Source organism: Devosia sp., assembly GCF_034675085.1.
GTDB lineage: Bacteria > Pseudomonadota > Alphaproteobacteria > Rhizobiales > Devosiaceae > Devosia.
In genome coordinates this window covers 1-20,992 of record NZ_JAUCDN010000007.1, presented here as the reverse complement: position 1 = coordinate 20,992, position 20,992 = coordinate 1, and the positions used below count along the sequence as shown (strand labels likewise).

20 protein-coding genes are annotated in these 20,992 nt (G+C 61.9%); 7 read left to right on the top strand and 13 right to left on the bottom strand.

What is annotated here, in order from left to right:
* The 5 genes from VDP82_RS01230 to VDP82_RS01210 form a co-directional block, all read right to left on the bottom strand.
* Positions 1–813 carry a carbohydrate ABC transporter permease gene (locus VDP82_RS01230; protein ID WP_323013014.1) on the bottom strand — a complete coding sequence of 271 codons (813 nt, stop codon included), beginning with the start codon at positions 811–813 and terminating at the stop codon, positions 1–3.
* A gap of 2 nt (positions 814–815) precedes the next feature.
* Complete coding sequence (locus VDP82_RS01225) at positions 816–1,724, bottom strand: sugar ABC transporter permease (RefSeq protein ID WP_323013013.1); 909 nt, start codon at positions 1,722–1,724, stop codon at positions 816–818.
* 68 nt (positions 1,725–1,792) lie between these two features.
* Entirely contained in the window at positions 1,793–2,755 is a 963-nt protein-coding gene (locus VDP82_RS01220) for a D-glycerate dehydrogenase (protein ID WP_323013012.1), read from the bottom strand.
* Between the two features lie 3 nt (positions 2,756–2,758).
* On the bottom strand, positions 2,759–3,913 hold the full coding sequence (locus tag VDP82_RS01215; RefSeq protein ID WP_323013011.1) for an alpha-hydroxy acid oxidase: 1,155 nt from the start codon (positions 3,911–3,913) through the stop codon (positions 2,759–2,761).
* Between the two features lie 13 nt (positions 3,914–3,926).
* A complete protein-coding gene (locus tag VDP82_RS01210) occupies positions 3,927–4,685 on the bottom strand; it encodes a FadR/GntR family transcriptional regulator (RefSeq protein WP_323013010.1) in 759 nt (252 codons plus the stop codon).
* Between the two features lie 134 nt (positions 4,686–4,819).
* Here VDP82_RS01210 and araD point away from each other — a divergent pair, with 134 nt between their 5' ends.
* Positions 4,820–6,553, top strand: a complete 1,734-nt coding sequence (gene araD, locus VDP82_RS01205; RefSeq protein WP_323013009.1) for an L-arabinonate dehydratase — start codon at positions 4,820–4,822, stop codon at positions 6,551–6,553.
* A 14-nt stretch (positions 6,554–6,567) separates the two neighbouring features.
* Complete coding sequence (locus VDP82_RS01200) at positions 6,568–7,461, top strand: SMP-30/gluconolactonase/LRE family protein (protein WP_323013024.1); 894 nt, start codon at positions 6,568–6,570, stop codon at positions 7,459–7,461.
* Positions 7,462–7,474: 13 nt separating this feature from the next.
* Here the strand turns inward: VDP82_RS01200 and VDP82_RS01195 are convergent, their stop codons facing one another.
* A complete protein-coding gene (locus VDP82_RS01195) occupies positions 7,475–8,224 on the bottom strand; it encodes an SDR family oxidoreductase (RefSeq protein WP_323013008.1) in 750 nt (249 codons plus the stop codon).
* Positions 8,225–8,250: 26 nt separating this feature from the next.
* Here VDP82_RS01195 and VDP82_RS01190 point away from each other — a divergent pair, with 26 nt between their 5' ends.
* A complete protein-coding gene (locus VDP82_RS01190) occupies positions 8,251–9,978 on the top strand; it encodes a GMC family oxidoreductase (protein WP_323013007.1) in 1,728 nt (575 codons plus the stop codon).
* Positions 9,979–10,029: 51 nt separating this feature from the next.
* Positions 10,030–11,367, top strand: a complete 1,338-nt coding sequence (locus tag VDP82_RS01185) for an extracellular solute-binding protein (protein ID WP_323013006.1) — start codon at positions 10,030–10,032, stop codon at positions 11,365–11,367.
* A 75-nt stretch (positions 11,368–11,442) separates the two neighbouring features.
* Here the strand turns inward: VDP82_RS01185 and VDP82_RS01180 are convergent, their stop codons facing one another.
* The gene (locus tag VDP82_RS01180; RefSeq protein ID WP_323013023.1) at positions 11,443–12,462 is read right to left on the bottom strand and encodes an aldo/keto reductase; all 1,020 of its coding nucleotides are present in this window, start codon (positions 12,460–12,462) and stop codon (positions 11,443–11,445) included.
* 73 nt (positions 12,463–12,535) lie between these two features.
* Here VDP82_RS01180 and araD1 point away from each other — a divergent pair, with 73 nt between their 5' ends.
* Positions 12,536–13,522 carry an AraD1 family protein gene (gene araD1 / locus VDP82_RS01175; protein ID WP_323013005.1) on the top strand — a complete coding sequence of 329 codons (987 nt, stop codon included), beginning with the start codon at positions 12,536–12,538 and terminating at the stop codon, positions 13,520–13,522.
* The gene (locus VDP82_RS01170; RefSeq protein ID WP_323013004.1) at positions 13,523–14,428 is read left to right on the top strand and encodes a dihydrodipicolinate synthase family protein; all 906 of its coding nucleotides are present in this window, start codon (positions 13,523–13,525) and stop codon (positions 14,426–14,428) included. It abuts the gene before it with no gap.
* Positions 14,429–14,616: 188 nt separating this feature from the next.
* Here VDP82_RS01170 and VDP82_RS01165 read toward each other — a convergent pair whose 3' ends face one another.
* Genes VDP82_RS01165 through VDP82_RS01140 form a run of 6 tightly spaced genes read right to left on the bottom strand, consistent with a single transcriptional unit; the run spans position 14,617 to position 19,986 of the window.
* Entirely contained in the window at positions 14,617–15,222 is a 606-nt protein-coding gene (locus tag VDP82_RS01165) for a glutathione S-transferase family protein (protein WP_323013003.1), read from the bottom strand.
* 14 nt (positions 15,223–15,236) lie between these two features.
* Positions 15,237–16,496 (bottom strand): alpha-hydroxy acid oxidase, encoded by a 1,260-nt coding sequence (locus tag VDP82_RS01160; protein ID WP_323013002.1) that lies wholly within the window; start codon positions 16,494–16,496, stop codon positions 15,237–15,239.
* Positions 16,496–17,788: a TRAP transporter large permease gene (locus tag VDP82_RS01155; protein ID WP_323013001.1), complete on the bottom strand. Its 1,293-nt coding sequence runs from the start codon at positions 17,786–17,788 to the stop codon at positions 16,496–16,498. Before VDP82_RS01155 ends, VDP82_RS01160 begins: the two co-directional genes overlap by 1 nt.
* The gene (locus tag VDP82_RS01150; protein ID WP_323013000.1) at positions 17,781–18,281 is read right to left on the bottom strand and encodes a TRAP transporter small permease; all 501 of its coding nucleotides are present in this window, start codon (positions 18,279–18,281) and stop codon (positions 17,781–17,783) included. The genes VDP82_RS01155 and VDP82_RS01150 overlap by 8 nt, the downstream gene beginning before the upstream one ends.
* Positions 18,282–18,335: 54 nt before the next feature.
* On the bottom strand, positions 18,336–19,406 hold the full coding sequence (locus VDP82_RS01145) for a TRAP transporter substrate-binding protein (protein WP_323012999.1): 1,071 nt from the start codon (positions 19,404–19,406) through the stop codon (positions 18,336–18,338).
* A 49-nt stretch (positions 19,407–19,455) separates the two neighbouring features.
* Positions 19,456–19,986, bottom strand: a complete 531-nt coding sequence (locus tag VDP82_RS01140; RefSeq protein WP_323012998.1) for a PPC domain-containing DNA-binding protein — start codon at positions 19,984–19,986, stop codon at positions 19,456–19,458.
* Positions 19,987–20,313: 327 nt separating this feature from the next.
* Between VDP82_RS01140 and VDP82_RS01135 the strand changes: the two genes are divergently transcribed.
* On the top strand, positions 20,314–20,992 hold a 679-nt coding region (locus VDP82_RS01135), incomplete at its 3' end, for a LacI family DNA-binding transcriptional regulator (protein ID WP_323012997.1).

Here is a 20,992-nt window from a genome sequence, read left to right as displayed (position 1 = left end):
CTAAGCCTTGATGGCGCCGAAGCTGAGCCCGCGGATGAGCCCCTTCTGACTGAGGATGAGCAGGATTGCGATGGGCAGGACGAGAAGCGTCGCCGCAGCCATGAGAGGGCCGATCTGGACGTTCTGGAAACCCATGAAGGAGAAGATGGCGACCGGGCCGGTCTTCACCGCGCCGCCGGCGAGGGTGAAGGCGAAGGCCAGTTCGTTCCATGAGAAGATGAAGACGAGGATGGCGGTGGCCATCATGCCGGAGCGCACCTGGGGGATCGCGACGCTGAATAGCGTGCGAAACGTGCCCGCGCCTTCCATATAGGCCGCTTCCAGCACTTCGCGGGGCAGTTCGGCAAAGAAGCTGCGGAGCATGAAAAAGGCCAGCGCCAGGCTCACGATCACATGCATGATGATGAGGCCGAGAAGTGTATCCTGCAGGCCGGCCGTGCGGAAAAGCAGGAAATAGGGCACGACCACCACAAAGGCCGGCAGCATGCGCGTGCTCAGGATCCAGCCTTCGATCTGGGTGCGGCCAGGAAATTCGCGCACCGCGCAGATATAAGCGGCTGGCGTTGCGATGACGATCACAATGGCGGTGGACGCCAGGCCAATGATCACCGAATTGAATAGGGCCAGCAGGAATTCCCGGTTGGCCAAAACCGTCTGGAAATTCGCCAGGGTGAGCTGGGCGAGGAAGCTGCCCTCGGCCACGGGATCAAGCAGCGCGATGCTGACGATATAGATCATCGGCGCGGCCCAGACGGAGCAAAACAGTGCAAGGCCAATAAAGCGGATGACGTTGAGGCGTCCTTGACTGGGCATGGTCAGGCTCCACGTTTGGCGACGAGGCGTTTCATAAGGGGCTGGGACAGAACCAGGATGATGGCCAAGAGGACAAGCGCGAGCGCCGAGGCGTGGCCGAAGTTCAGATTCTGGAAGGCCAGCCTGTAAAGCAGCATGTTGAGCGTTTCGGTGGCATTTCCCGGCCCGCCCCCCGTGACCACCCAGAAGGTGTCGAAGGTTCGGAACAGGTCGATGCCGCGGAAGAGCACAACAACAAGGATGAGAGGGCGCAAAAGAGGCAGCGCCACGAAGACTATGCTCTGCCAGTATCCCGCGCCTTCGACCGCGGCTGCCTCGAACGGCTCGCGCGGCAATGCAACCAGGCCTGCCAGCAGGATCAGCACGACAAAGGGCGTCCATTGCCAGGCGTCAACGATGATCAGCGAGGGCAGGGCCAGCTCCGGGGATGCCGTCCAGTCGAGCGAGGGCAAGCCCAGGGCCGTCAAAAGCATGTTGATGCCCCCGCCGGCGGGATTGAACAGCAGGCGCCAGGCGAGCGCCAGGGCCACCGGAGTAAGTCCGAATGGGAGGATGAGGATCGTGGTGAAGAGCCGATGCCCGGCAATCGGCTGCCACAGCATCAGCGCGACGAGAAAGCCGAGCGCCAACTGGGTGGCGAGCGAGACCACCACGAAGATCGCGGTGACAGTGAGCGAGTGCAGGAAGGAGGCACGCCCCACAACCGCCATGAAATTGGCGCCGCCGTTGAAGCCATCGTTGAAGGGCTGGGTGAGGTCCTTGGCATGGAGGCTGTAAAAGACGTTGGCCACGAACGGATAGATCGTGAGTGCCGCCAGCACGACGACCATTGGCGCCAGCATCACCAGGGGCGCGGCGCGCTCCAACGTTAGCGGTGGGCGCTTGCGCGCGCCAGATGTGCCATGCACCATCCAATACCTCCCAGTATAGCCCTTTCCGGGTCTTGATGCCTATATCTCATATTGTATGAGAAGAAAAGTTAGTTCAGGGCATTTGGCGGGCGCGCGCCGGAGAAAAATGCCGAAAGATTGTCCAGCGCGAGGAGCGCCATGTCATTGCGCGTTTCCATGGTGGCGCTGGCCATATGGGGCGTGGCAATGACCGAGGGGTGCTGCACCAGAACGCCATTGGGATGGGGCTCGCGGGCGAAGACATCGAGGCCCGCTGCCGCCACGATGCCCTTGTCGAGCGCGTCAAGCAGAGCCGATTCGTCCACCAGCGAACCCCGGGCTGCATTCACCAGTATCGCGCCGGGCTTCATCCGTGCGAATTCGGCAGCGCTCAGCAGGGGGCGATTGCCGGGCATGGCCGGACAATGCAGGCTCACTATATCGGATGCGGCAAGCAGGTCTGGCAGCGTGTCGTGATAGACCGCGTCACCGGCGATGTCGGAGTGCAGCGCCATGCGGTCATGGTAGTGGATGGTCATTCCAAAACCGAGCGCGCGGCGGGCAACCGCCTTTCCGATCCTGCCCATGCCAACAATGCCCAGCGTCTTTCCCCAAACGCGCGTGCCGGCCAGTTCCACCATGCCGAGGCCGTGCGACCAGCCATTGGCGATGAGCGTCATATGCTCGCCCGCCCGGCGTGCTGCCATCAGCACAAGCATGAAGGCATAGTCCGCCGTGCATTCGTCCAGCACGCCGGGCGTGTTGGTAACGACGATGCCGCGACTGCGGGCTGCTTCGACATCGACGTGATCGAAGCCGACGCTGGCCGTGGCAACGATCCGCACGCTTTCGGGCAATTGTGCCATGGCGTCCGCATCCAGGACTACATTGGCCGAGAGCAGCAGGGCCTGCGCGGCGCTCGCGCGCAATAGGCCGAGTGTGGTCGCAGTATCGAGATCCCGACCGCCGGAGGGCACGAGATCGAAACGCTGTTCGGCAAGAATCATGGCGGCTGGCGGCAGGTGCCGGGCGATCAAAAGGCTGGGTTTCATGTGTCAGGAAGCAAAATTGTGTCTGAGAATAGAAGGTCCGTCGGCGCGCAATTCGGCCAGAGAGTGCACACCGCTAAGGGCCATTGTGATGTCGAGTTCCGAGCGAATGAGGCGGATCACGCCGGCAACGCCGCGTTCTCCATCCGCAGCCAGTCCATAGGCATAGGCACGACCCAGCAGCACGGCATCAGCCCCCAGGGCCAGGGCCTTGAACACGTCGCTGCCCCGGCGGATGCCACTGTCGAGGAGGATTTCAGCCTCGCCTTCGATCGCTTTGACAATAGGGGGCAGGGAGGCCACGGAGGAGCATGCGCCATCGAGCTGCCGGCCGCCGTGATTGCTCACCACGATGGCGTCGGCGCCAGCCATGACGGCCTCGCGCGCGTCCGGGACGGAGAGGATGCCCTTGACGACGAGGCGCCCTTTCCACTGCTGCCGAAGCCAGGCGACATCCTTCCAGGTGAGGCTCGGATCGATTTGCGCCGAAAGCCGGCTGGCCTGGGCCATCACCCCATGGCCATAATCCTTCCGTCCGGCGATATTGCCAAGCTGCGGCACGCCGCCCGGAGCCATTTGCAGGCACCAGCGCGGGTGCAGCGCGAGATCGGCAAGGGCACGCGGCCCGAGCCGCGTGGCGGTGCGGAAGCCGTTGCGCGTGTCGCGCTCGCGGATGCCCGAGACATTGGCATCGACCGTGAGTACCAGCGTCGGCGCGCCGAGCCTTTGTGCCGCGTCCAGCATTTCAAGAGAAAGATCGCGGTCGCGAAAAACATAGCTCTGGAAAACCGGGCGTTCTGAAACAGCCTTGGCGACCTCGGCGAGGCCGGTTATCGACATGGTCGAGAGGCAGAAGGGAATGCCTGCTCGTTCCGCCGCGCGCGCCGCCTTGATCTCTCCACGATGACTGAACATGCCGCAAAAGCCGAGAGGCGCCAGCATGAGCGGCGCGGACCAGTTGCGGCCGAGGAAGCTTGCCTCGTGATCACGCACGGCCACGTCGCGCAGAATGCGCTGTTCGATGGTAATGGTGTCGAAATCATTGCGATTGCGACGCAGCGTCACCTCTCCGAAGGAGCCGCCATCGAGATAGTCGAAGAACATGCGGGGCAACCGCCGCCGGGCGCGGATGCGGTAGTCATCGATATTTGCAGCGAGCATTGCGGATGATCCGTCAATCTGCGGGGCGCTGTTCCAGGGCTTCTAGCGTCTGGCGCAGGGCCCTTTCGACAAGGACGCGCAACTGTTCGGCGGCGCCCGCACTGTCCCGGGCCAGAATGGCCTCGAGCACGCTTTCATGTTCGGGCAGGCTGGACTCATAGATGCGCGGCGAGGTGAGGACCTTGAGACGCGCCGACCAGCGCAGCGTCGACTCGATCACACTGGACAGAGCCAGGATGGCCTCGTTCTTCGAAGAAACCAGAATGGCGCGGTGAAAGGCCAGGTCGGCCTCGAGGATAAGGTGGGGCGCGGTATGGCTCTGCTTCATGCCCTCCAGCGCCGCCTTCATCATGGTCGCTTCGTCCGGGCCATGCCGTTCGCAGGCGAATCGGGCGGCTGCGGGTTCAACGATGCTGCGAAGCTCGAAAAGCGAAGTGATAAAGGCTGGATCGGGCGCAACCTCAAAGTACCAGGACAGCACATCTCCATCGAGAATATTCCAGGATGCCCGTGGATTGACCGTGGTGCCGACCTTGGGGCGTGCACTGAGCAGCCCTTTGGCCACGAGCGTCCGAATGCCTTCGCGATAGGCGGTGCGCGACACGTTCAATGCCGCGCTCAGCGTGTCCTCATTCGGCAGAACCTCGCCGGGCGGCAGGCTTCCCCCGATGATGAGCACCGCAATTTCGTGCGCCACCGAACCGTGCAGCCGCCGGCGATTGACGTTGTTCGGCGCCTGCAACAGCTCCAGCGTTTTTCCCATATAGGCCATGCGCCCTCCTCTGCCGCGAACGGCAATACCCTATTTACTCATACAATAATAGATGTATCAATGGTCGTTACACGCATCTAGCTTCCTGGGCCGCCTTCGAGCGATTCCGGGTGAACAGAATTCTCGGTGATGGAATGAACGACAAGACTACCCGCCGCCTGCGGTCGACCGAATGGTTTGGCAAAAATGACAAGGACGCATTCATCCATCGCAGTTGGATGCGAAATCAAGGCATTCCCTCGCGTATGTTCGATGGACGTCCAGTCATCGGCATCTGCAACACATGGTCCGAACTGACTCCCTGCAATGCACACTTTCGTACTATTGCCGAGCACGTCAAACGTGGAGTGATTGAAGCGGGGGGATTTCCCTTGGAATTCCCGGTGACCTCGACCGGTGAATCCAATATTCGGCCCACCGCCATGTTGCTGCGCAACCTCGTCTCGATGGATGTCGAGGAATCGATCCGCGCCAATCCGCTCGATGGTGTCGTCCTGCTCTGTGGATGCGACAAGACCACGCCGGGCCTGGTGATGGGCGCGGCCAGCGTCGATCTGCCCACCATCGTGGTGTCCGGCGGCCCAATGCTCAATGGCCATTATCGGGGCCAGCAGATCGGATCGGGCACGGCTGTCTGGCAACTGTCCGAAGAGGTCAAGAGCGGCAAAATCTCGGTGGACGATTTCATGGAAGCCGAAGCGGCCATGTCCCGTTCCGCCGGCCATTGCATGACCATGGGCACCGCTTCGACCATGGCATCCATGGCCGAGGCGCTTGGTCTCGCGCTCCCCCAGAATGCGGCAATTCCCGCCGTCGATTCGCGCCGCCTGGTATTGGCTAATTCGGCCGGATTGCGCATCGTGGACATGGTCAAGGAAGACCTGCGCATTTCCAAGGTGCTGACCCGCGAGGCCTTCGAGAACGCCATCCGCGTCAACGGCGCCATCGGCGGCTCGACCAATGCCGTGGTGCATCTGTTGGCCATGGCGGGGCGTGTCGGCATCGATCTCACGCTCGACGACTGGGACCGGCTGGGAAGGGACATCCCCACCATCGTCAACCTCCAGCCTTCCGGCAAATTCCTGATGGAAGATTTCTACTATGCCGGTGGCCTGCCGGCAGTGATGAGGCGCCTGGCGGAAGCCGGCAAACTGCATCGAGACGTGATCACCGTCACCGGCGCCAGTGTATGGAGCGGCATAGAGAATGCAGCGAACTGGAACGACGACGTCATCCGCCCGCTCGAAAACCCTCTGACCGAAAGCGGCGGCATTGCCGTATTGCGTGGCAACCTGGCGCCCGACGGAGCGATCATAAAGCCATCTGCAGCCTCGGCCCATTTGATGAACCATCGCGGTCGGGCCGTGGTGTTTGAAACCATCGAGGACTACCACGAGCGCATCAATGACGAGGATCTCGATATCGATGAAACCTGCGTGATGGTTCTCAAGAACTGCGGGCCAACCGGGTATCCTGGATTCGCCGAGGTCGGCAATATGGGGCTGCCGCCAAAGGTCCTGCGCAAAGGCATCCGCGACATGGTGCGCATCTCCGATGGTCGTATGAGCGGCACCGCCTATGGCACCGTTATCCTGCACACTGCGCCGGAAGCAGCCAAGGGCGGGCCTTTGGCAATCGTCCAAAATGGCGACATGATCGAAGTCGATGTGGCCGGCCGGCGGGTGCATCTGGACATTTCGCAAGAGGAGATGGAGCGGCGCCTGGAGGCCTGGCGGAGGCCCGCACCCCATGCGACCAGCGGGTATCTCAAGATTTATATCGATCACGTGCTCCAGGCGGATCGCGGCGTTGATCTGGACGTGCTTGTCGGATGCCGTGGCTCCGACGTGCCACGCGAATCGCACTAGGATGGGCAGTGGCCATGCAACTGGGAACACCTTACGTCGTCGTCCCCGCCGGTGACCGCTGCGGGGAAGCCGCGCTTTGGAATGACGCGGAGCGGGCAGTATATTGGACGGATATCAATCGCTTCCTCGCACATCGCTACGATCCGCAGACCCGCGCGACCCGGTCCTGGTCCTTCGATGCGCCGGTCGTGGCCCTGAGCCTGACCAGCGATCCCGGCCTATTGCTCGTTGCTTTGGGGTCCGGCCTTATCCTGTTCTCTCCGCGAGATGGCAGTCGGCGTGCCTTCGGTCCGCCCCTGGACGGCTTTCCGCGCCTGCGCCTCAATGATGGACGCACTGACCCGACGGGCCATTTCTGGGTCGGCTCAATGCGCTCCAATGTTGGCATCAATGGCGAGCCTCTACCGGCCGGCGGCACAGAGGGAGTTCTCTATCGCGTCGATTCGGGGGGGCGGTACACGCAGTTCCGGGACAAAATCGGCGTGTCCAATACGCTGGTCTGGTCGCCGGATCGAAGCACCTTCTACTTTGCAGACACGCTGGCCAACATCATCTGGGCGCACGATTTTGATGAAGCGACGGCAACCATCGGGCCGCCGCGGGCTTTCTTCGAAGGCTTCAGTCGCGGTTATCCGGATGGCTCGACCATCGATCGGGAGGGTTACGTTTGGAACTGCCGCTGGGGCGGGGGCTGCAGTGTCCGTATCGCGCCCGATGGGCGGCTCGATCGCGTCATCGACATGCCGGTGACGAACCCCACCACCGCCACTTTCGGCGGTGATGATCTCAAAACCCTGTACATCACGTCAGGTGAAAACGGCGCCCCCGAGACCGAGCGCATCGCAGGCAGTCTCTTTGCCATCGACACCGATGTGGCGGGACTGCCGGAAAACCGTTTCGCGCTCTAGCAAGATGTTGGCGTCAGAATGACGCCAACATGCCCCCATCCACCATATGGAAAGAGCCGGTAATGAACGAGGCGTCTTCCGACAAGAGGAACGCCACCGCCTTGGCGACTTCTTCGGGCTGACCAAGGCGGTTGAGGGCCTGCTCCGCCGACCATTCGGCAATCTGCGCGTCAGGGTTGGTAGGATTAAAGTCGGCGGCATTGGCGCGCAGCAACGGCGTATCGATCGGGCCTGGACAGATCGCCACGACGCGGACTTTGTCCCGGCCGTGATCGAGGGCCATTGCGCGGGTCATGGAGATGACGGCCCCCTTGGTCGCGGCATAAGCCGCCTCGGTCGGTGCGGTGGCATGGGCGTGAACCGACGACATGTTGACCACTGCGCCGCCGCCATTGGCGATCAGATGCGGGATCACGTGCTTGGACATCAGGAACACGGCCTTCAGGTTGACGCCCATCACCAGGTCCCAGTCCGCTTCACTCATATCAACGACCGAGCCGTGCAATTCGAGCCCCGCGCAGTTGAAAAGGCCTTTGACCGGGCCGATGCCAGCGGCAAATTCAACGATGCGGCGACAATCCTCCCCGTTCGTCAGGTCGCCGGGGATGGCGTGTATGTTTGGGGCGTCGATCGCGGCCAGCTTGGTGGCGTTAATATCGGCAGCAACCACCTGCGCTCCGGTGCGCGCGAGATAACGCGCCGTCGCAAGCCCGATGCCGGATGCTGCGCCCGTCACGATGATCACGCCTTCAAGTTCTATCACGGAGGCCTCCTTTTTCGCTTGCCGTTTTGTGTTATTCTATTATCCTCGGAGTAATAGGTGCGTCAATCGACGAGACGGTCGAGGCAGCGCTAAAGATGCGGGCGATTGCGTGCATCCCTTGGAGGAAGACTATGGACTACGACTACATCGTGGTGGGTGGTGGCAGTTCCGGCTGCGTGACTGCCTGGAGGCTGGTGGAAAAATACGGTGCCAAAGTGCTCATGCTCGAAGCGGGCTATTTGGACGATAACCTGTTGTTCCGCATGCCTGCCGGATTCTTCAAGATGCTTGGTGGCAGCAAATACCTGAATATCTACGAATCCGAGCCTCAGGCGCAGCTGGGCGGCCGTACCACGAAGGTGCCGCAGGCCAATGTTCTTGGCGGCGGCAGCTCGGTCAACGCGATGATCTATATGCGCGGCAAGCCATCGGAATATGCCGAGTGGGATGCCGCGGTCGGAAACCAGGGTGGCTGGAACTGGGAGCACATCCTCCCATACTACACGCGCCTCGAAGGCAATGAGCGCCTGAACGGCCCGGCACACGGCATCGACGGTCCGCTCAAGGTTTCGGATCACAAATACATCTGCGACATGGCCCACATCTTCCTCAAGTCGATGCAGGGCATGGGCGTGCCTTATACCGGTGATTTCAACGCCGGTGACCAATATGGCGCCGGCTTCATGCAGATCACCACCGACCATGGCAAGCGTTGCAGCGCCTCGGTAGCGTTCCTCAATCCGATCCGCAAGAACAAGAAATTCTCGCTCAAGACCGGCGCCCAAGTCACCCGGCTGCTGTTTGAGGGCGACAAGGCCGTGGGTGTCGAATTCATCCAGAATGGCAAGGTCCAGCAGGCGCGGGCGGGCCAGGAGGTCGTCCTGACCTCCGGCTCCTATGTCTCGCCCAAACTGCTCATGCTTTCCGGCATCGGCCCGGCCGCCGAGCTCGAAAAACACGGCATCAAGGTGCGCGTGGATCTGCCGGGCGTGGGGCAGAACCTGCAAGACCATCATGAAGTGCCGGTCAGCGCCTATACCAACGGCGCCTATGGCTATTTTGGTGAAGAACGCGGCGCCAAGATGTTGGTCAACGGCCTGCAATATCTGCTTTTCAACAGTGGGCCGGTCGCGTCCAACGGCGCGGAAACCTGCGCCTTCGTCAATCCGATCACCCGCGACAGCGATACCACGGTCAAGATCTACTGCGTGGCCATGATCTATCTGGACCGCGATGTCTTCGATGTGCCTCCGGGCCATGGCGTGACCTTCACCCTTTGCCTGATGCGCCCAAAGGCGCGTGGCAATATCAAGCTGCGGTCCGCCGATCCGCTCGACAAGGTGATCATCAATCCCAATTTTCTCGGACATCCCGACGATCTCAGGACCGAGATCGCGGCTATCCGATACGCCCGCGAAATTCTCCAGACTCGACCGATGGCGGACACGATCGCGCGGGAAGTCCTGCCCGGGCCGGAACTCCAGACCGACGCGGAGCTCGAGGCCTTCTGCAAGCGCACGGTCAAGACCAATTATCACCCCGTGGGCACCTGCCGCATGGGCCTGGAATCGGACGCCATGTCGGTGGTTACGCCCGAGCTCAAGGTGAAGGGCATCGATGCGCTGCGCGTCTTCGATGCGTCCATCATGCCCAACATCCTGAGCGCCAATACCAATGCCCCCACCATGGTGATCGCCGACAAGGCAGTCTCCATGATGATGGGAGAAGCACCGCTGCCACCCGCGCAAATCTAACAAATGTGCGCGCGGGGTGGTGCGCGCCAGAACCGATCAGGGAGGAAACCAATGATCAAGAGACCAAGCCTTTTCGTGCCCAACCGTCGTCAGTTTATCGGTGGGGCAGGTGCCGCCGCACTCGGCATGGGCCTTTTGGGCTCGCGCGCCTTTGCGCAGTCGAACGCTGCCGACTGGCAGAAATTCGCCGGCACCAATCTGCGCCTGCTGTTGGTCAACCACTGGTGGACAGACGCCGTTAAGGCCCGCATCTCCGAGTTCGAGGCACTGACCGGCATGACCGTCACGCTCGATATCCTTTCGGAAGACAACTATTATCAGAAGGCCGCAGTAGAGCTCTCTTCCGGCACTGCCAACTATGACGCGCTGATGGTGGGCAACCTCCAGGCCGGCCAGTACACCGCGGCCGGTTGGCTTGCCCCGCTGGGCGAGATCATCGGTTCCAATTCGGTGATCGACTCATCCTGGTATAATATGGACGATATCTTCGCCTCCGGCCGTGCCGCTGGTACCTATCAGGACCAGTTGATGGCGCTGCCGATCAGCACCGAATGCGAAGTGGTCATCTACCGCAAGGACCTGTTCGATGCTCAGGGCATCTCCTCGATCGACACCTTCGAAGATCTGGTGAATGCTGCAACGGTCCTCAACAAGGATGGCATGTCGGGCATCGTCGGCCGCGGCCGTCGCGGTCTCGACGTGGTATGGGTGTGGACCGGTTACCTCCTCAGCACCGGCGGCGACTTCTTTGCCAATGGCAAGGCGGCCCTCAACTCCGACGCCTCCAAGCTGGCTGCGGACATCTATCTGAACCAGCTGCTGAAGGCCAATGGTCCGCAGGGTACGGCCAATATGAGCTGGCTCGAAGCCTCGACGGTGTTCAAGGAAGGCAACTCGGCCATTTTCACCGATGCCAGCGGCCAGCTCGCCGTGGTGCTCGATAAGGCCTCCAGCAAGGTTACCGACAAGGTAGACGCCTTTGCCTGGCCGTCGGGGGCCGGTGCTTCTCCGGCCCCGAACTACTGGTTCTGGCTCCTGGGCATGCCGGCACGAGCCCGCAATCCCGAAGCTGCCTCACTTTTCGTGGCTTGGGCGACATCACCGGAAGTATCCATGGCTGTCGGTCGCGAGACCGGCTCGCCCGTTGCCCGGGCCTCCGTTTGGGCAGACGAGGAATTCACGCAATACTACCCCGGCAACAGCGCCGCCGAGGTCTCCAAGAGCCTCGCCACCGTGCAGCCGGAACGCGTGCCGTTCTCCGATCCGAAGTTCTCCCAGGTGGTGGATGCGCTCTCGGTGGAGCTGGTCAATATCCTCACCGGCGCCAAGGACGTGGACGTCGGCATGGAAGATGCCAGTACCGCGGTCGATCAGGTCCTTAACGGCTAATATCGACCTTCATCGACAAAGGGGCCCCCATCGCAAGATGGGGGCCCTCGTCGTTGCAGGTTGGGCTGTACCCGATCAGGGCGTCGGGGCGTCTTCCCGCAGAAGCCCTTCGTGCTTGAGTTCGGCCCAGAAATCGGCGGGGATAGGCTCGGCGATCAGGGCTATGTTGGCTTCCACCTCTTCTCGACGGACCGCTCCGGGAACCATGCTGGCCACGGCCGGGTGGGCCAGCGGAAACTGCACGGCTGCCGCAGCGAGCTTTACACCATGCCGAGCGCAAACCGCCTCGATGCGCGCCACCTTGTCCAGAATGTCCTGCGGCGCCGGCTTGTAGTTGTATGTGGCGCCCGGCCTGGCGCCTGTTGCCAGGATGCCTGAGTTAAAGGGGCCGGCCGTCATGATGCCGATGCCACGCCTTCCGCACAGCGGCAGCAATTCATCGAGGGCGGCATGCTCCAGCAGGGTGTAGCGACCGGCCAGCATGAAGGTGTCGAAGTCCCCGACCTCGGCGAAGCGCAAGAGAGGCATGATGTTGTTAACGCCGACGCCGATGGCGCTGATCACCCCCTGTTCGCGCAGTTCATGCAGAGCTCTGTAGGCCCCATCCGCAGCCTCCTTGAAGCGCTGCTCGAAGCCTTCTTCCCCCCAGGTGTCGACATCGCAGTCGTGGATATGCACCACGTCGATCCGGTTCATGCCTAGCCGCTGATAACTCTGCTCAATGGCACGCATCGTGCCGTCATAGCCGTAGTCGGTGATCAGCCTGAAATCGAGGCCGCCCTTAAAGACGCTGCGATCCACCTTTTCGCGGGTCTCGGGCACCAGATAGCGGCCGACCTTGGTTGAGAGCGTGATGTTTGCGCGGTCGTCGGGGAACTGGCGCAGGACTGCGCCGAAACGATGCTCGGAAATGCCCTTTCCATAGAGCGGAGCGGTATCGAAGAGCCTGATGCCCAAGTCATAGGCGGCGTGGATGGTGCCCAAGGCCCGTTCTTCCGGGATGACTTCGTAGAGATCGCCGAGCGGCGCGCCGCCTAGGCCCATCAAGGTGGTTTCGATGCCGGATTTGCCCAGCTTGCGTTTATCGGTGGCCATCACGGCACCCTCCTTGCCTGACTCAAAAAAAGAAGTAGATTACTCATACAATAATGGAAGTAAGGAGAAAAGATTGCGCATCATACAATTCTTCGATGACGGCGGCCAACGCGCTGTCGCTGCATTGCTCGACGATGTCGCGGGCTACAGGCGCGTCAAGGCAAAAACGGTGCGTGATCTGGCGCTTGACGCGTGGCGGGCCGGGATATCCCTGGCGGATGAAGTGAGCCGGCGCTTGAGCACGGAGGCGGTTGATGTCGAAAAGATGCTTGCTGCCGGTCGCATTCTCGTTCCGCTCGACCATCCCGACCCTGCCCATACGGTGCTTGCTATTACCGGGCTGACCCATCTGGGGAGCGCCAAGCAGCGCGATGCGATGCACACCGAGCTGCAATCGCACGATCTCAGCGATAGCATGAAGATGTTCAAGCTCGGCCTGGAGGGGGGCAAACCGGCGGACGGCAAGATCGGCGTGCAGCCTGAATGGGCCTATAAAGGGGATGGTGACTGGCTGGTCCACCCCGAGGGCACGATCACCAAGCCCGGCCATGCCGAAGGCGGGGGCGAGGAGGGCGAGATCTGCGGTCTTTACGTCATCGCCGATGACGGCACGCCGCTACGCCTGGGCTATGCCTTGGGGAATGAATATTCTGACCACGTCATGGAGCGTCAGAATTATTTATATCTCGCCCATTCCAAGCTGCGGCCCAGCAGCTTCGGGCCAGAACTGCTGATCGGTGAACTTCCTGACGCAGTCGAAGGCGACGTCGTGATCAGGCGCGGGGGAGAGGTTATCTGGCAGTCGCGTTTCCTTTCGGGGGAGGCGAATATGACCCACACCATCGCCAACCTCGAGGAGCATCATTTCAAGTATGCCGGCTTCCGCCGCCCTGGCGACGTGCATGTCTATTTCTACGGGGCGAGCGTTCTCAGCTTCGGCGATGGCGTCAGCATTTCCGAAGGCGACAGCGTGGAGATCAGCAGTCCGGCTTTCGGTCTGCCGCTTCGAAACCATTTTGCCGCCGGAGCGCCGGCCCGCCACGTCGTCAAGGCGCTGTAGATGCACAGGCAACGAGGCATCCACGCTGTGCTTTATGCATTGTTCGACAAGGACGGCGCCGTGGATCGTGAGGCTATGCGCCGGCAGGTGGATCACTGCATCGGCGCGGGTGTTGACGGCATTGTGGTGCTCGGTCTCGCGACCGAAGTGGCCAAGCTCACCGAGGTCGAGCGCCTTGCCCTGATCGCCGATACGGCTGCCGATATCTGTGGTCGCGTTGCGTTTGGCGTCACCATCTACGGCAATTCATTGCCGGAGCAGGCGACCACGTTGAAGGCGGCTGAGGCCGCTTCGGCGGACTGGGTCATCCTCCAGCCCCCGGTGGGAGCTTACGGCGCCCAGGCGATGATCGATTTCTTCGCCGCCGCCGCAGGCATGACGACGCTGCCCGTCGCGATACAGAATGCGCCGGCGCTGATGGGGCGGGGTCTGACAGGCGCCGATATTGGCGCTCTTATTGAGCGCCAGGCCAATATCACCCACCTCAAGGGAGAGATGCCGGTGCTTGAAGTCGCTGGTGTCATCTCGGCCTCGGCCGGAAGGCTCACCGTTTTAAACGGACAAGGGGGCCTGGAGATGCTTGATAATCTCAAGGTGGGCTGCGAAGGATTTGTGGTAGCATCCGACATTGTCGACCACTGCGTGCATATTTGGCGGCTGTGGCAGCAGGGAGAACATGCAGCGGCAGGAAAAGCCTATGCAAACGCGTTGCCGGCCATGGTGTTCTGCATGCGATCCCTGGAGCACCTGCTGTGCTACGGCAAGCGGCTTTATGGGATACGCAATAAGGTCGCTATCTTCGATAGAGCGCCCAGCCTAACGCCAAATCCAGTGGGCCTGTTGCTCGTGTCCCACTATGCCGCGATTTTGGACGGCACCGAGATTTCTGCTGACCAGCATGTGTAGCAGGGGTGCCTGGCCTGCCGCCGGCTATCGGCGGACAGGCGGCTGGCCCTTGAGAGACGGGCGGGCCGGGGAAGGCGATTTTTCGCTCTGGAGCGCTTCCAGCAAAAGTGGAACGGTTTTGCGGTTCGGAAACGCGACAAAACAAAGGCTTAGATCATTTCAGCGTTCCTACTAAACGCTGAAATGATCTAGGGTGCCGCGGTGGGGCGGGTTGTGGCCAGGGAGGGGCGCGACTCCATCTGGCTGCACCAGTGGGCCAGGCGCGGGCGGGCGGAAAGCACATCCAGTTCGGGATGGCGGAACTGGATCCAGGACATGGCGCAGCCACAGGCGATATCGACCATGTCGACCTCCCCGATGCCGTCCGCCGCGGTCCGTTCGAGAGCGTCGGCGACGCGGATAACGCCGGCAAGCTGGGTATCGATGACGGTTTTCGTATCGGGAGCGCCCGGGCGGGTCTTTTCGGTGCGCGCGGCAACGCCCCGGTCGAGCATGCCCTGGATCAGGCCGAACAGAGCCAGGCGGCGGACATCGGCATGGAGGGGCGCAAAGAAGCGGCCATCGGCAAGTTCCTTGTCGAGATAGGCGCAGATCAGGGCGGATTCGGCCAGCACCGTGCCATCGGGCAGTTCCAGGGCGGGAATGCGGGCGACCGGATTGGCCGACCAGAAGCCGGTCGAGGCGTCGCGCGGATTGAGCTCGACCTCCTCCACTTCAGGGGCGCGGCCGGCCTCCCGGAGAAGAACGCGAACCATGCGCACATAGGGGGAGTTGGCAGACATGTAGAGCTTCATCGTGTTCTCCGCTGTCAGCGCTGGTGTTGGGCAGGCATGAGGAAGCGTTGGTCGATCTGGGCAATCGAGGTGGCGCCGCAAAGCTGCATGGTGCGGGTGAGCTCTTCCCGCAGGATCGCCACGGCGCGCTCCACCCCGGAGGCACCGGCGGCGGCAAGCCCGTAGAGCGACGTTCGGCCGATGAGCACGGCATCGGCGCCGAGCGCGAGAGCCTTGAAAATATCGCTGCCGCGCCGGACGCCGCCATCGAGATAGACGGCGGCGCGATCCCCTACGGCCGACTTGACCCGCGGCAGAGCATCGAGGGTTGCAGGGCCGCCATCGAGCTGGCGCCCGCCATGGTTGGAAACCACGATGGCGTCCACGCCCATGCCGGCGAGCCGGTCGGCGTCCTCGGGATGGACGACGCCCTTCACGATCAGCTTTCGAGGCCATGAGTCGCGGATGCGGCCCAGATCGTCCCAGTTGAACGAGGCATCGTAATTGCGCCCCACCGACGAGGCCGCCCTGGTCGCGTCGTTGGATGGGGTGAAGTCCCTGAGGTTGCCGAAGGTTGGAAAGCCGTAGCGCAGCGTGGTGAAGACCCATTCGGGATGCGCGGCAAAATCGATGAAATTGCGCGGCGTATATTTGAACGGCACCGAGAAATCGTTTTTGTAGTCGCGCTCGCGATTGCCGCCCACGGGCAGGTCGACGGTGATGATCAGCGCCTCATAGTCGGCAGCGAGGGCGCGGCTGATGAGCTTTTGCGTGAAATCGCGCTGGCGGAAGATGTAGGATTGCAGCCAGAGCCGCCCATCCACGCGCTCGCGCATATGCTCGATGGATACCGCCGAGGTGGTGGAGAGCGCGAAGGGAATGTCATTATCGGCGGCAACGCGGGCCAGCGCCAGATCGCCGCGCGGCCAGACAAAGCCCGCGCCCCCGGTGGGGCCGATAGCGAAAGGCAGCCCGCTTTGGCGGCCGAGAATATCCGAGCGCAGATCGGCCGTGGCGACATCGACAAGGACGCGCGGCAACAGCCGGCGCCTGCCGAAGGCGGCGGAATTGTCCGCCAACGTCACTTCATCCTCGGCACCGCCATCGATGAAGTCGAAAATACCCCGGGGGAGCCTGCGGGCGGCGAGTTCGCGCAGGCTCCTGATGTTGCGTGATCGTTTGGCCGCGGCTTTCAGCCAGGGGTAGGTGGCGGGAGCCGCACGGTTATCGGACGATGCCGACCTGATCCCAGGGGCGGCTTCGCCGCTGGCGCTGGTATGCACGCGGTTTTGCATTAGCGAACGTTTTCTACGAGAAGAGTGGCGATGCCGGGCACGAAGACCAGCAGCAGAAGAAGAAGGACCAGCGCGGCATTGAACGGCCAGGTGCCGCGGAAGGCTTCGCGCAGCGGTAGATCCTTCATCACCGACTTGACGACGAAGATATTGATGCCGACCGGAGGCGTGGTGAGGCCGATCTGGCACACGACGGCCACGATGACGCCGAACCAGATGCCGGAATAGCCCAGATCGGTGACGATGGGATAAAACAGCGGCACCGTAAGCGCGATCATGGACAATTCTTCCATGGCCGTTCCCAGCACGAGATAGACCAGGCAGATCATCAGCACCACCATGACCGGAGCCATATTGGCCCCCTGGATCAGGGCCACGAGATCGTAGGGCATCGTGGTGAGGTTGACGAAATTGGTGAAGATCGTCGCCCCGACCAGGATGAGGAAAAGGCCGGCGGCCATGGTGGCGCTCTGCACGAAGACCTCCACCAGGTCGCGCAAGCGCATCTTGCCCAGGACGAGCGCGAAGATCAGTGCGCCGCCCGCGCCGATGCCGGCGCCCTCGGTGGCGGTGAATATGCCGGCATAGATACCGCCAAGGATCACCACGAACAGCAGCACTACCGCCCAGACCCGGCGCAGCGAGGCGAGGCGGACAGCCCAGCCCTGTCGCTCGCCCTTGGGGCCGGCCAGCGGATCGCGGCGGACCACGTAGAAGATCGCCCCGCACAGAAAGCCGATGGCGAGAATGCCCGGAAGGATGCCGGCGATGAACAGCTTGCCGATGCTCTCTTCGGTCATGATGCCGTAAATGACGAAAACCAGCGAGGGCGGGATCAATATGCCCAGCGTGCCGCCGGAGGCGATGGTGCCGGCGATCAGGCTCGGCTTGTAGCCGAACTTGCGCATGGAAGGCTCGGCGATCTGCGAGAAGGTGGCGGTGGTGGCGATGGCCGAACCGCAGATGGCCCCGAAGCCGCCGCTGGCCACGATGGTGGACATGGCCAGCCCGCCGCGCCAGTGCCCGACAAAGGCATAGGCGGCGCGGAACAGCTCTTCGGCCAGTTTTGCGCGCACGATCAGATTGCCCATGAGGATGAAGAGCGGGATGACCGAGAGCGAATAGGCCAGCCCCGTTTCATAGGTCACCTGCCCCACCATGGCGAGAGAGGCGTTGATATTGACCATATGGCCAAAGCCCAGGAAGCCCACGATCGTCATGGCGATTGCCAGCGGAATCCGCAGGAAGGCGAGAAGGATAAAGGCCGCAAAGCCGACAAGGGTCTCAATCAACTTGGGGACTCGCTGGAACGGGAGAGGGGATGAAGGCCCTGATGAGGAACGCAATGGCCGTGACCGCCAGCAGGCCGCTGATCGTATAAGCCACCATGTCCAGGGGAATCTTGATCTGGATGGTGGTTTCGCCCGCCTTGTCGAGACGCAGGGCCCTGAGCCACATTTGCTGGGACATTACGCCCGCCGTGACGGCGCCCGCGATATTGGCCAGGACGTTCTGGGCGATGCGCAATTTGCCCTGCGGCATCGTCATCAGGTCGATGACGATGTTCTCTTCGCGCGCGCAGACGAGGGGAAGCGCGAAGAACACCATGCCGGCCAGGAGGATTTCCGTCAGCTCGAGCCCGCCGAAGAGCGGGTGGTTGAAAAAATAACGCCCGGTGACGTCAACGCAGGTCACCGCCATCAGGACGAAGAGCAGCGTCGCCGTCACATAGGTGAAAAACGTCGAAATCCACCGATTGAGGCGCGAAAACAGGGAAGCGGCCATCATCCTCTCCGGGTTGTGGGGCACGGACTCGTCCGTGCCCCCCGATCATTACCGTCAGGAGCCCGCGCCGGCAGCTTCGACTTTCGCCACTTCCGCCTTGAGCGCATCCAGCACGGCCTGGCCATCGACGCCGAATTTGGCAGCGTCTTCGAACCATGCGGCGCGCAGGGGCTCGGTGGTTTCGGCGAGCTCGGCCAGGAACGCCTCGTCGGCGATGGTCACCGGAATGCCGGCATCCGCCAGCGCCTGCGGGGCAACCCCGTCGGCCTCGTCGAACTTGGCGCCAAGCCGGCGCGCCAGCGTTTCGCCCAGCAGCGGCTCGATGAGGGCGCGGTCGGCCTCGGGGATGGAATTCCACTTGTCGGGATTGGCGAACCAGCCGAAGGAGAGGTTGTACATGCCGCCCGGCACGAAGGTGGTGTATTTGACGACTTCGGGCAGGTTGTAGGGAATGACACCGTCCTTGGCGAAGAACACGCCATCGGCAACGCCGGTAGAGAGCAGTTCATAGACTTCCGTCGCCGGCTTGAGGATCGGCACGACGCCGACAAGGGCCGACACGTCGTTGATGACGCCCCCGCCGACGCGCATCTTGAGGCCATTGAGATCGCTCATGGCCTTGATTTCCTTGCGGATATTGAAAATCTGGCCGGGGCCGTGCACGTGGACGGCCAGCACCTTGACGCCTTCATGCTCGTTGGCATCGGCCAGCATCTGGTCATAGACGCGCTGATAGGCGACCGACATGGTCTCGGCAGTGTCGCCGAAGAGCGGGAATTCCACCGCCTTGGTCAGCACGAACCGGCCTTCGGTATAGCCATGCACGGTATAGCCGATATCGACGATGCCGCTGACCACGGCGTCGAAGGTCTGGGCCGGGGTGGCGATGGGCTTGGGCAGGATATTGCAGACGACGCGACCTTCGGTGACGGTCTTGATGTCTTCACAAAGCCCGGCCGCCTCGGTGGCGAGCGGATAGGTGGGGCCGGCCCAGTTGTTGACGTTCAGCACGACCTGCGCATTGGCCGGCGTGGCGATCAGCGCGGCAGCCAGCAGGGCCGTTGCCGCTGAAATCGTCCCGGTGCCGAAGCGCTTTTTCGCACTGATTTTGTCGGTAGTCTTCATCTCGTTCCTCCCTTTTAAGATGCGTGTAGTGGATTGCCCATCGGCCCGGTCATTCCTGAACCAGGTCATGAATGGGAAGGCCGTTGGGGTATTTTTCGGTTTTTTCTTCCGAGACCCTGAAATTGAGCAGCGCTCCCGGGGTCTTGGCCAGAACTATGGTGAAGTGTGAGCGCGGATGCAGCGAACGCACGATGCAGCCCTCGATCAGGTGACCCATATAGCTTTTGCCTTCATGGGTGATGGTGAGGTGAATATGCAGGTTGGGCTCGCCCGCATGGTAGATGATTCCGCTGGTGTCCTCGGAATCGTAGGTGTCGGCGGAATAGCCGATCGTGCCGATGCCCTGGGCCTCCATCATGCCTTCCAGCTCGAGAATGCCCGGCGGCGCGTCGACCGAGGTCGAAACCACCGGCAGGCTGAGGCGCGCCTTGCGCAGGCCGCCCACGATATTGAGCACGACGCCGGAGCGGATATTCTCCCGCCGGCAGATCTCCAGGATTTCAGTGTAGAGATCGGCGTCTCGATCGAGTTGCGCCCAGATAACGTCTCCCATCTGCGCTCTGGCTATGATGTCGACCATGTCGATTCCTTCTTCAAATCCGCATCCAAGAAATGTTATCGATAACATTTTTCTTGGCAAAAACTCTTGTTATCGCTAACATTTAGTCTGCCACCATAAGGTCGGCAGGCGTCCTGTCGAGGTGCAATCTGCTGCCAAACTTGACCGAAGTCAATATGTGAACGATAACAAGAAGGAAAATCAGGAGAAAAGCGCTAATTCCGTGCGTTTTTCGATATTTGATTGAATGCAGTTCGGGCAGTTCGCAAGGCGAGCTGGGCCTTTGAGGTTTCGGCAAGACTGGAGACGAGGGTGAAGCAGGTCAGGCCAAAAAGCCGGGTCGTGAGAATGGCGGATGTGGCGCAGATGGCTGGTGTGACCACCATGACCGTCTCGCGGGCCCTGCGCACGCCGGCAGCCGTCTCGCCCGCCGCGCTTGAAAGGATTCATGACGCGATCCGCAGGACCGGATTCGTGCCCAATAATGTGGCTCGCTCTCTCGTCTCCCAGCAGAGCCCCATCATCGTGGCGCTTTTCCCCACGATGATGAACTCGGTGTTTTCCGGCACGATCGAAGAGCTTTCCCGGCAATTTTCGGCCCGTGGCTACAATTTGCTGCTGGGCGAGACCAGCTTCGATGTCGATGTGGAGGAAAAGCTGCTGACCGGCTTTGCCGGCTGGCGCCCCGCCGCGATCATCCTGACCGGCTCGGAGCATACGGCGGTCAGCCGCAGGATTCTGGAAAACAGCATGGCTCCGGTCGTGGAGCTGTGGAACCTGCCGCAAGAGCCGTTCGACCTGGCCGTCGGGCTGTCCAACCGGCAGGCGGCCTACGATATGACGCGGTCCCTGTATGACTGGGGCTATCGCCGGATTGCCTTCATGAACCTGCATTACCCGCTCAACGACCGTTCGGTCGACCGTAGCGCGGGATACCGCCAGGCCATGGCCGATCTCGGCCTGGAAATTTCGCCGGGCATGGAAATCAACGTCCCTTTCAGCATGGAATCGGGCAGCGCCGGCGTCA

Bases quoted from the DNA above. Each gene is read 5' to 3' on its own strand.
- VDP82_RS01230 (WP_323013014.1), bottom strand. From the start codon at position 813: ATGCCCAGTCAAGGACGCCTCAACGTCATCCGCTTTATTGGCCTTGCA.
- VDP82_RS01225 (WP_323013013.1), bottom strand. From the start codon at position 1,724: ATGGTGCATGGCACATCTGGCGCGCGCAAGCGCCCACCGCTAACGTTG.
- VDP82_RS01220 (WP_323013012.1), bottom strand. From the start codon at position 2,755: ATGAAACCCAGCCTTTTGATCGCCCGGCACCTGCCGCCAGCCGCCATG.
- VDP82_RS01215 (WP_323013011.1), bottom strand. From the start codon at position 3,913: ATGCTCGCTGCAAATATCGATGACTACCGCATCCGCGCCCGGCGGCGG.
- VDP82_RS01210 (WP_323013010.1), bottom strand. From the start codon at position 4,685: ATGGCCTATATGGGAAAAACGCTGGAGCTGTTGCAGGCGCCGAACAAC.
- araD (WP_323013009.1), top strand. From the start codon at position 4,820: ATGAACGACAAGACTACCCGCCGCCTGCGGTCGACCGAATGGTTTGGC.
- VDP82_RS01200 (WP_323013024.1), top strand. From the start codon at position 6,568: ATGCAACTGGGAACACCTTACGTCGTCGTCCCCGCCGGTGACCGCTGC.
- VDP82_RS01185 (WP_323013006.1), top strand. From the start codon at position 10,030: ATGATCAAGAGACCAAGCCTTTTCGTGCCCAACCGTCGTCAGTTTATC.
- VDP82_RS01180 (WP_323013023.1), bottom strand. From the start codon at position 12,462: ATGGCCACCGATAAACGCAAGCTGGGCAAATCCGGCATCGAAACCACC.
- VDP82_RS01170 (WP_323013004.1), top strand. From the start codon at position 13,523: ATGCACAGGCAACGAGGCATCCACGCTGTGCTTTATGCATTGTTCGAC.
- VDP82_RS01165 (WP_323013003.1), bottom strand. From the start codon at position 15,222: ATGAAGCTCTACATGTCTGCCAACTCCCCCTATGTGCGCATGGTTCGC.
- VDP82_RS01160 (WP_323013002.1), bottom strand. From the start codon at position 16,496: ATGCAAAACCGCGTGCATACCAGCGCCAGCGGCGAAGCCGCCCCTGGG.
- VDP82_RS01150 (WP_323013000.1), bottom strand. From the start codon at position 18,281: ATGGCCGCTTCCCTGTTTTCGCGCCTCAATCGGTGGATTTCGACGTTT.
- VDP82_RS01145 (WP_323012999.1), bottom strand. From the start codon at position 19,406: ATGAAGACTACCGACAAAATCAGTGCGAAAAAGCGCTTCGGCACCGGG.
- VDP82_RS01140 (WP_323012998.1), bottom strand. From the start codon at position 19,986: ATGGTCGACATCATAGCCAGAGCGCAGATGGGAGACGTTATCTGGGCG.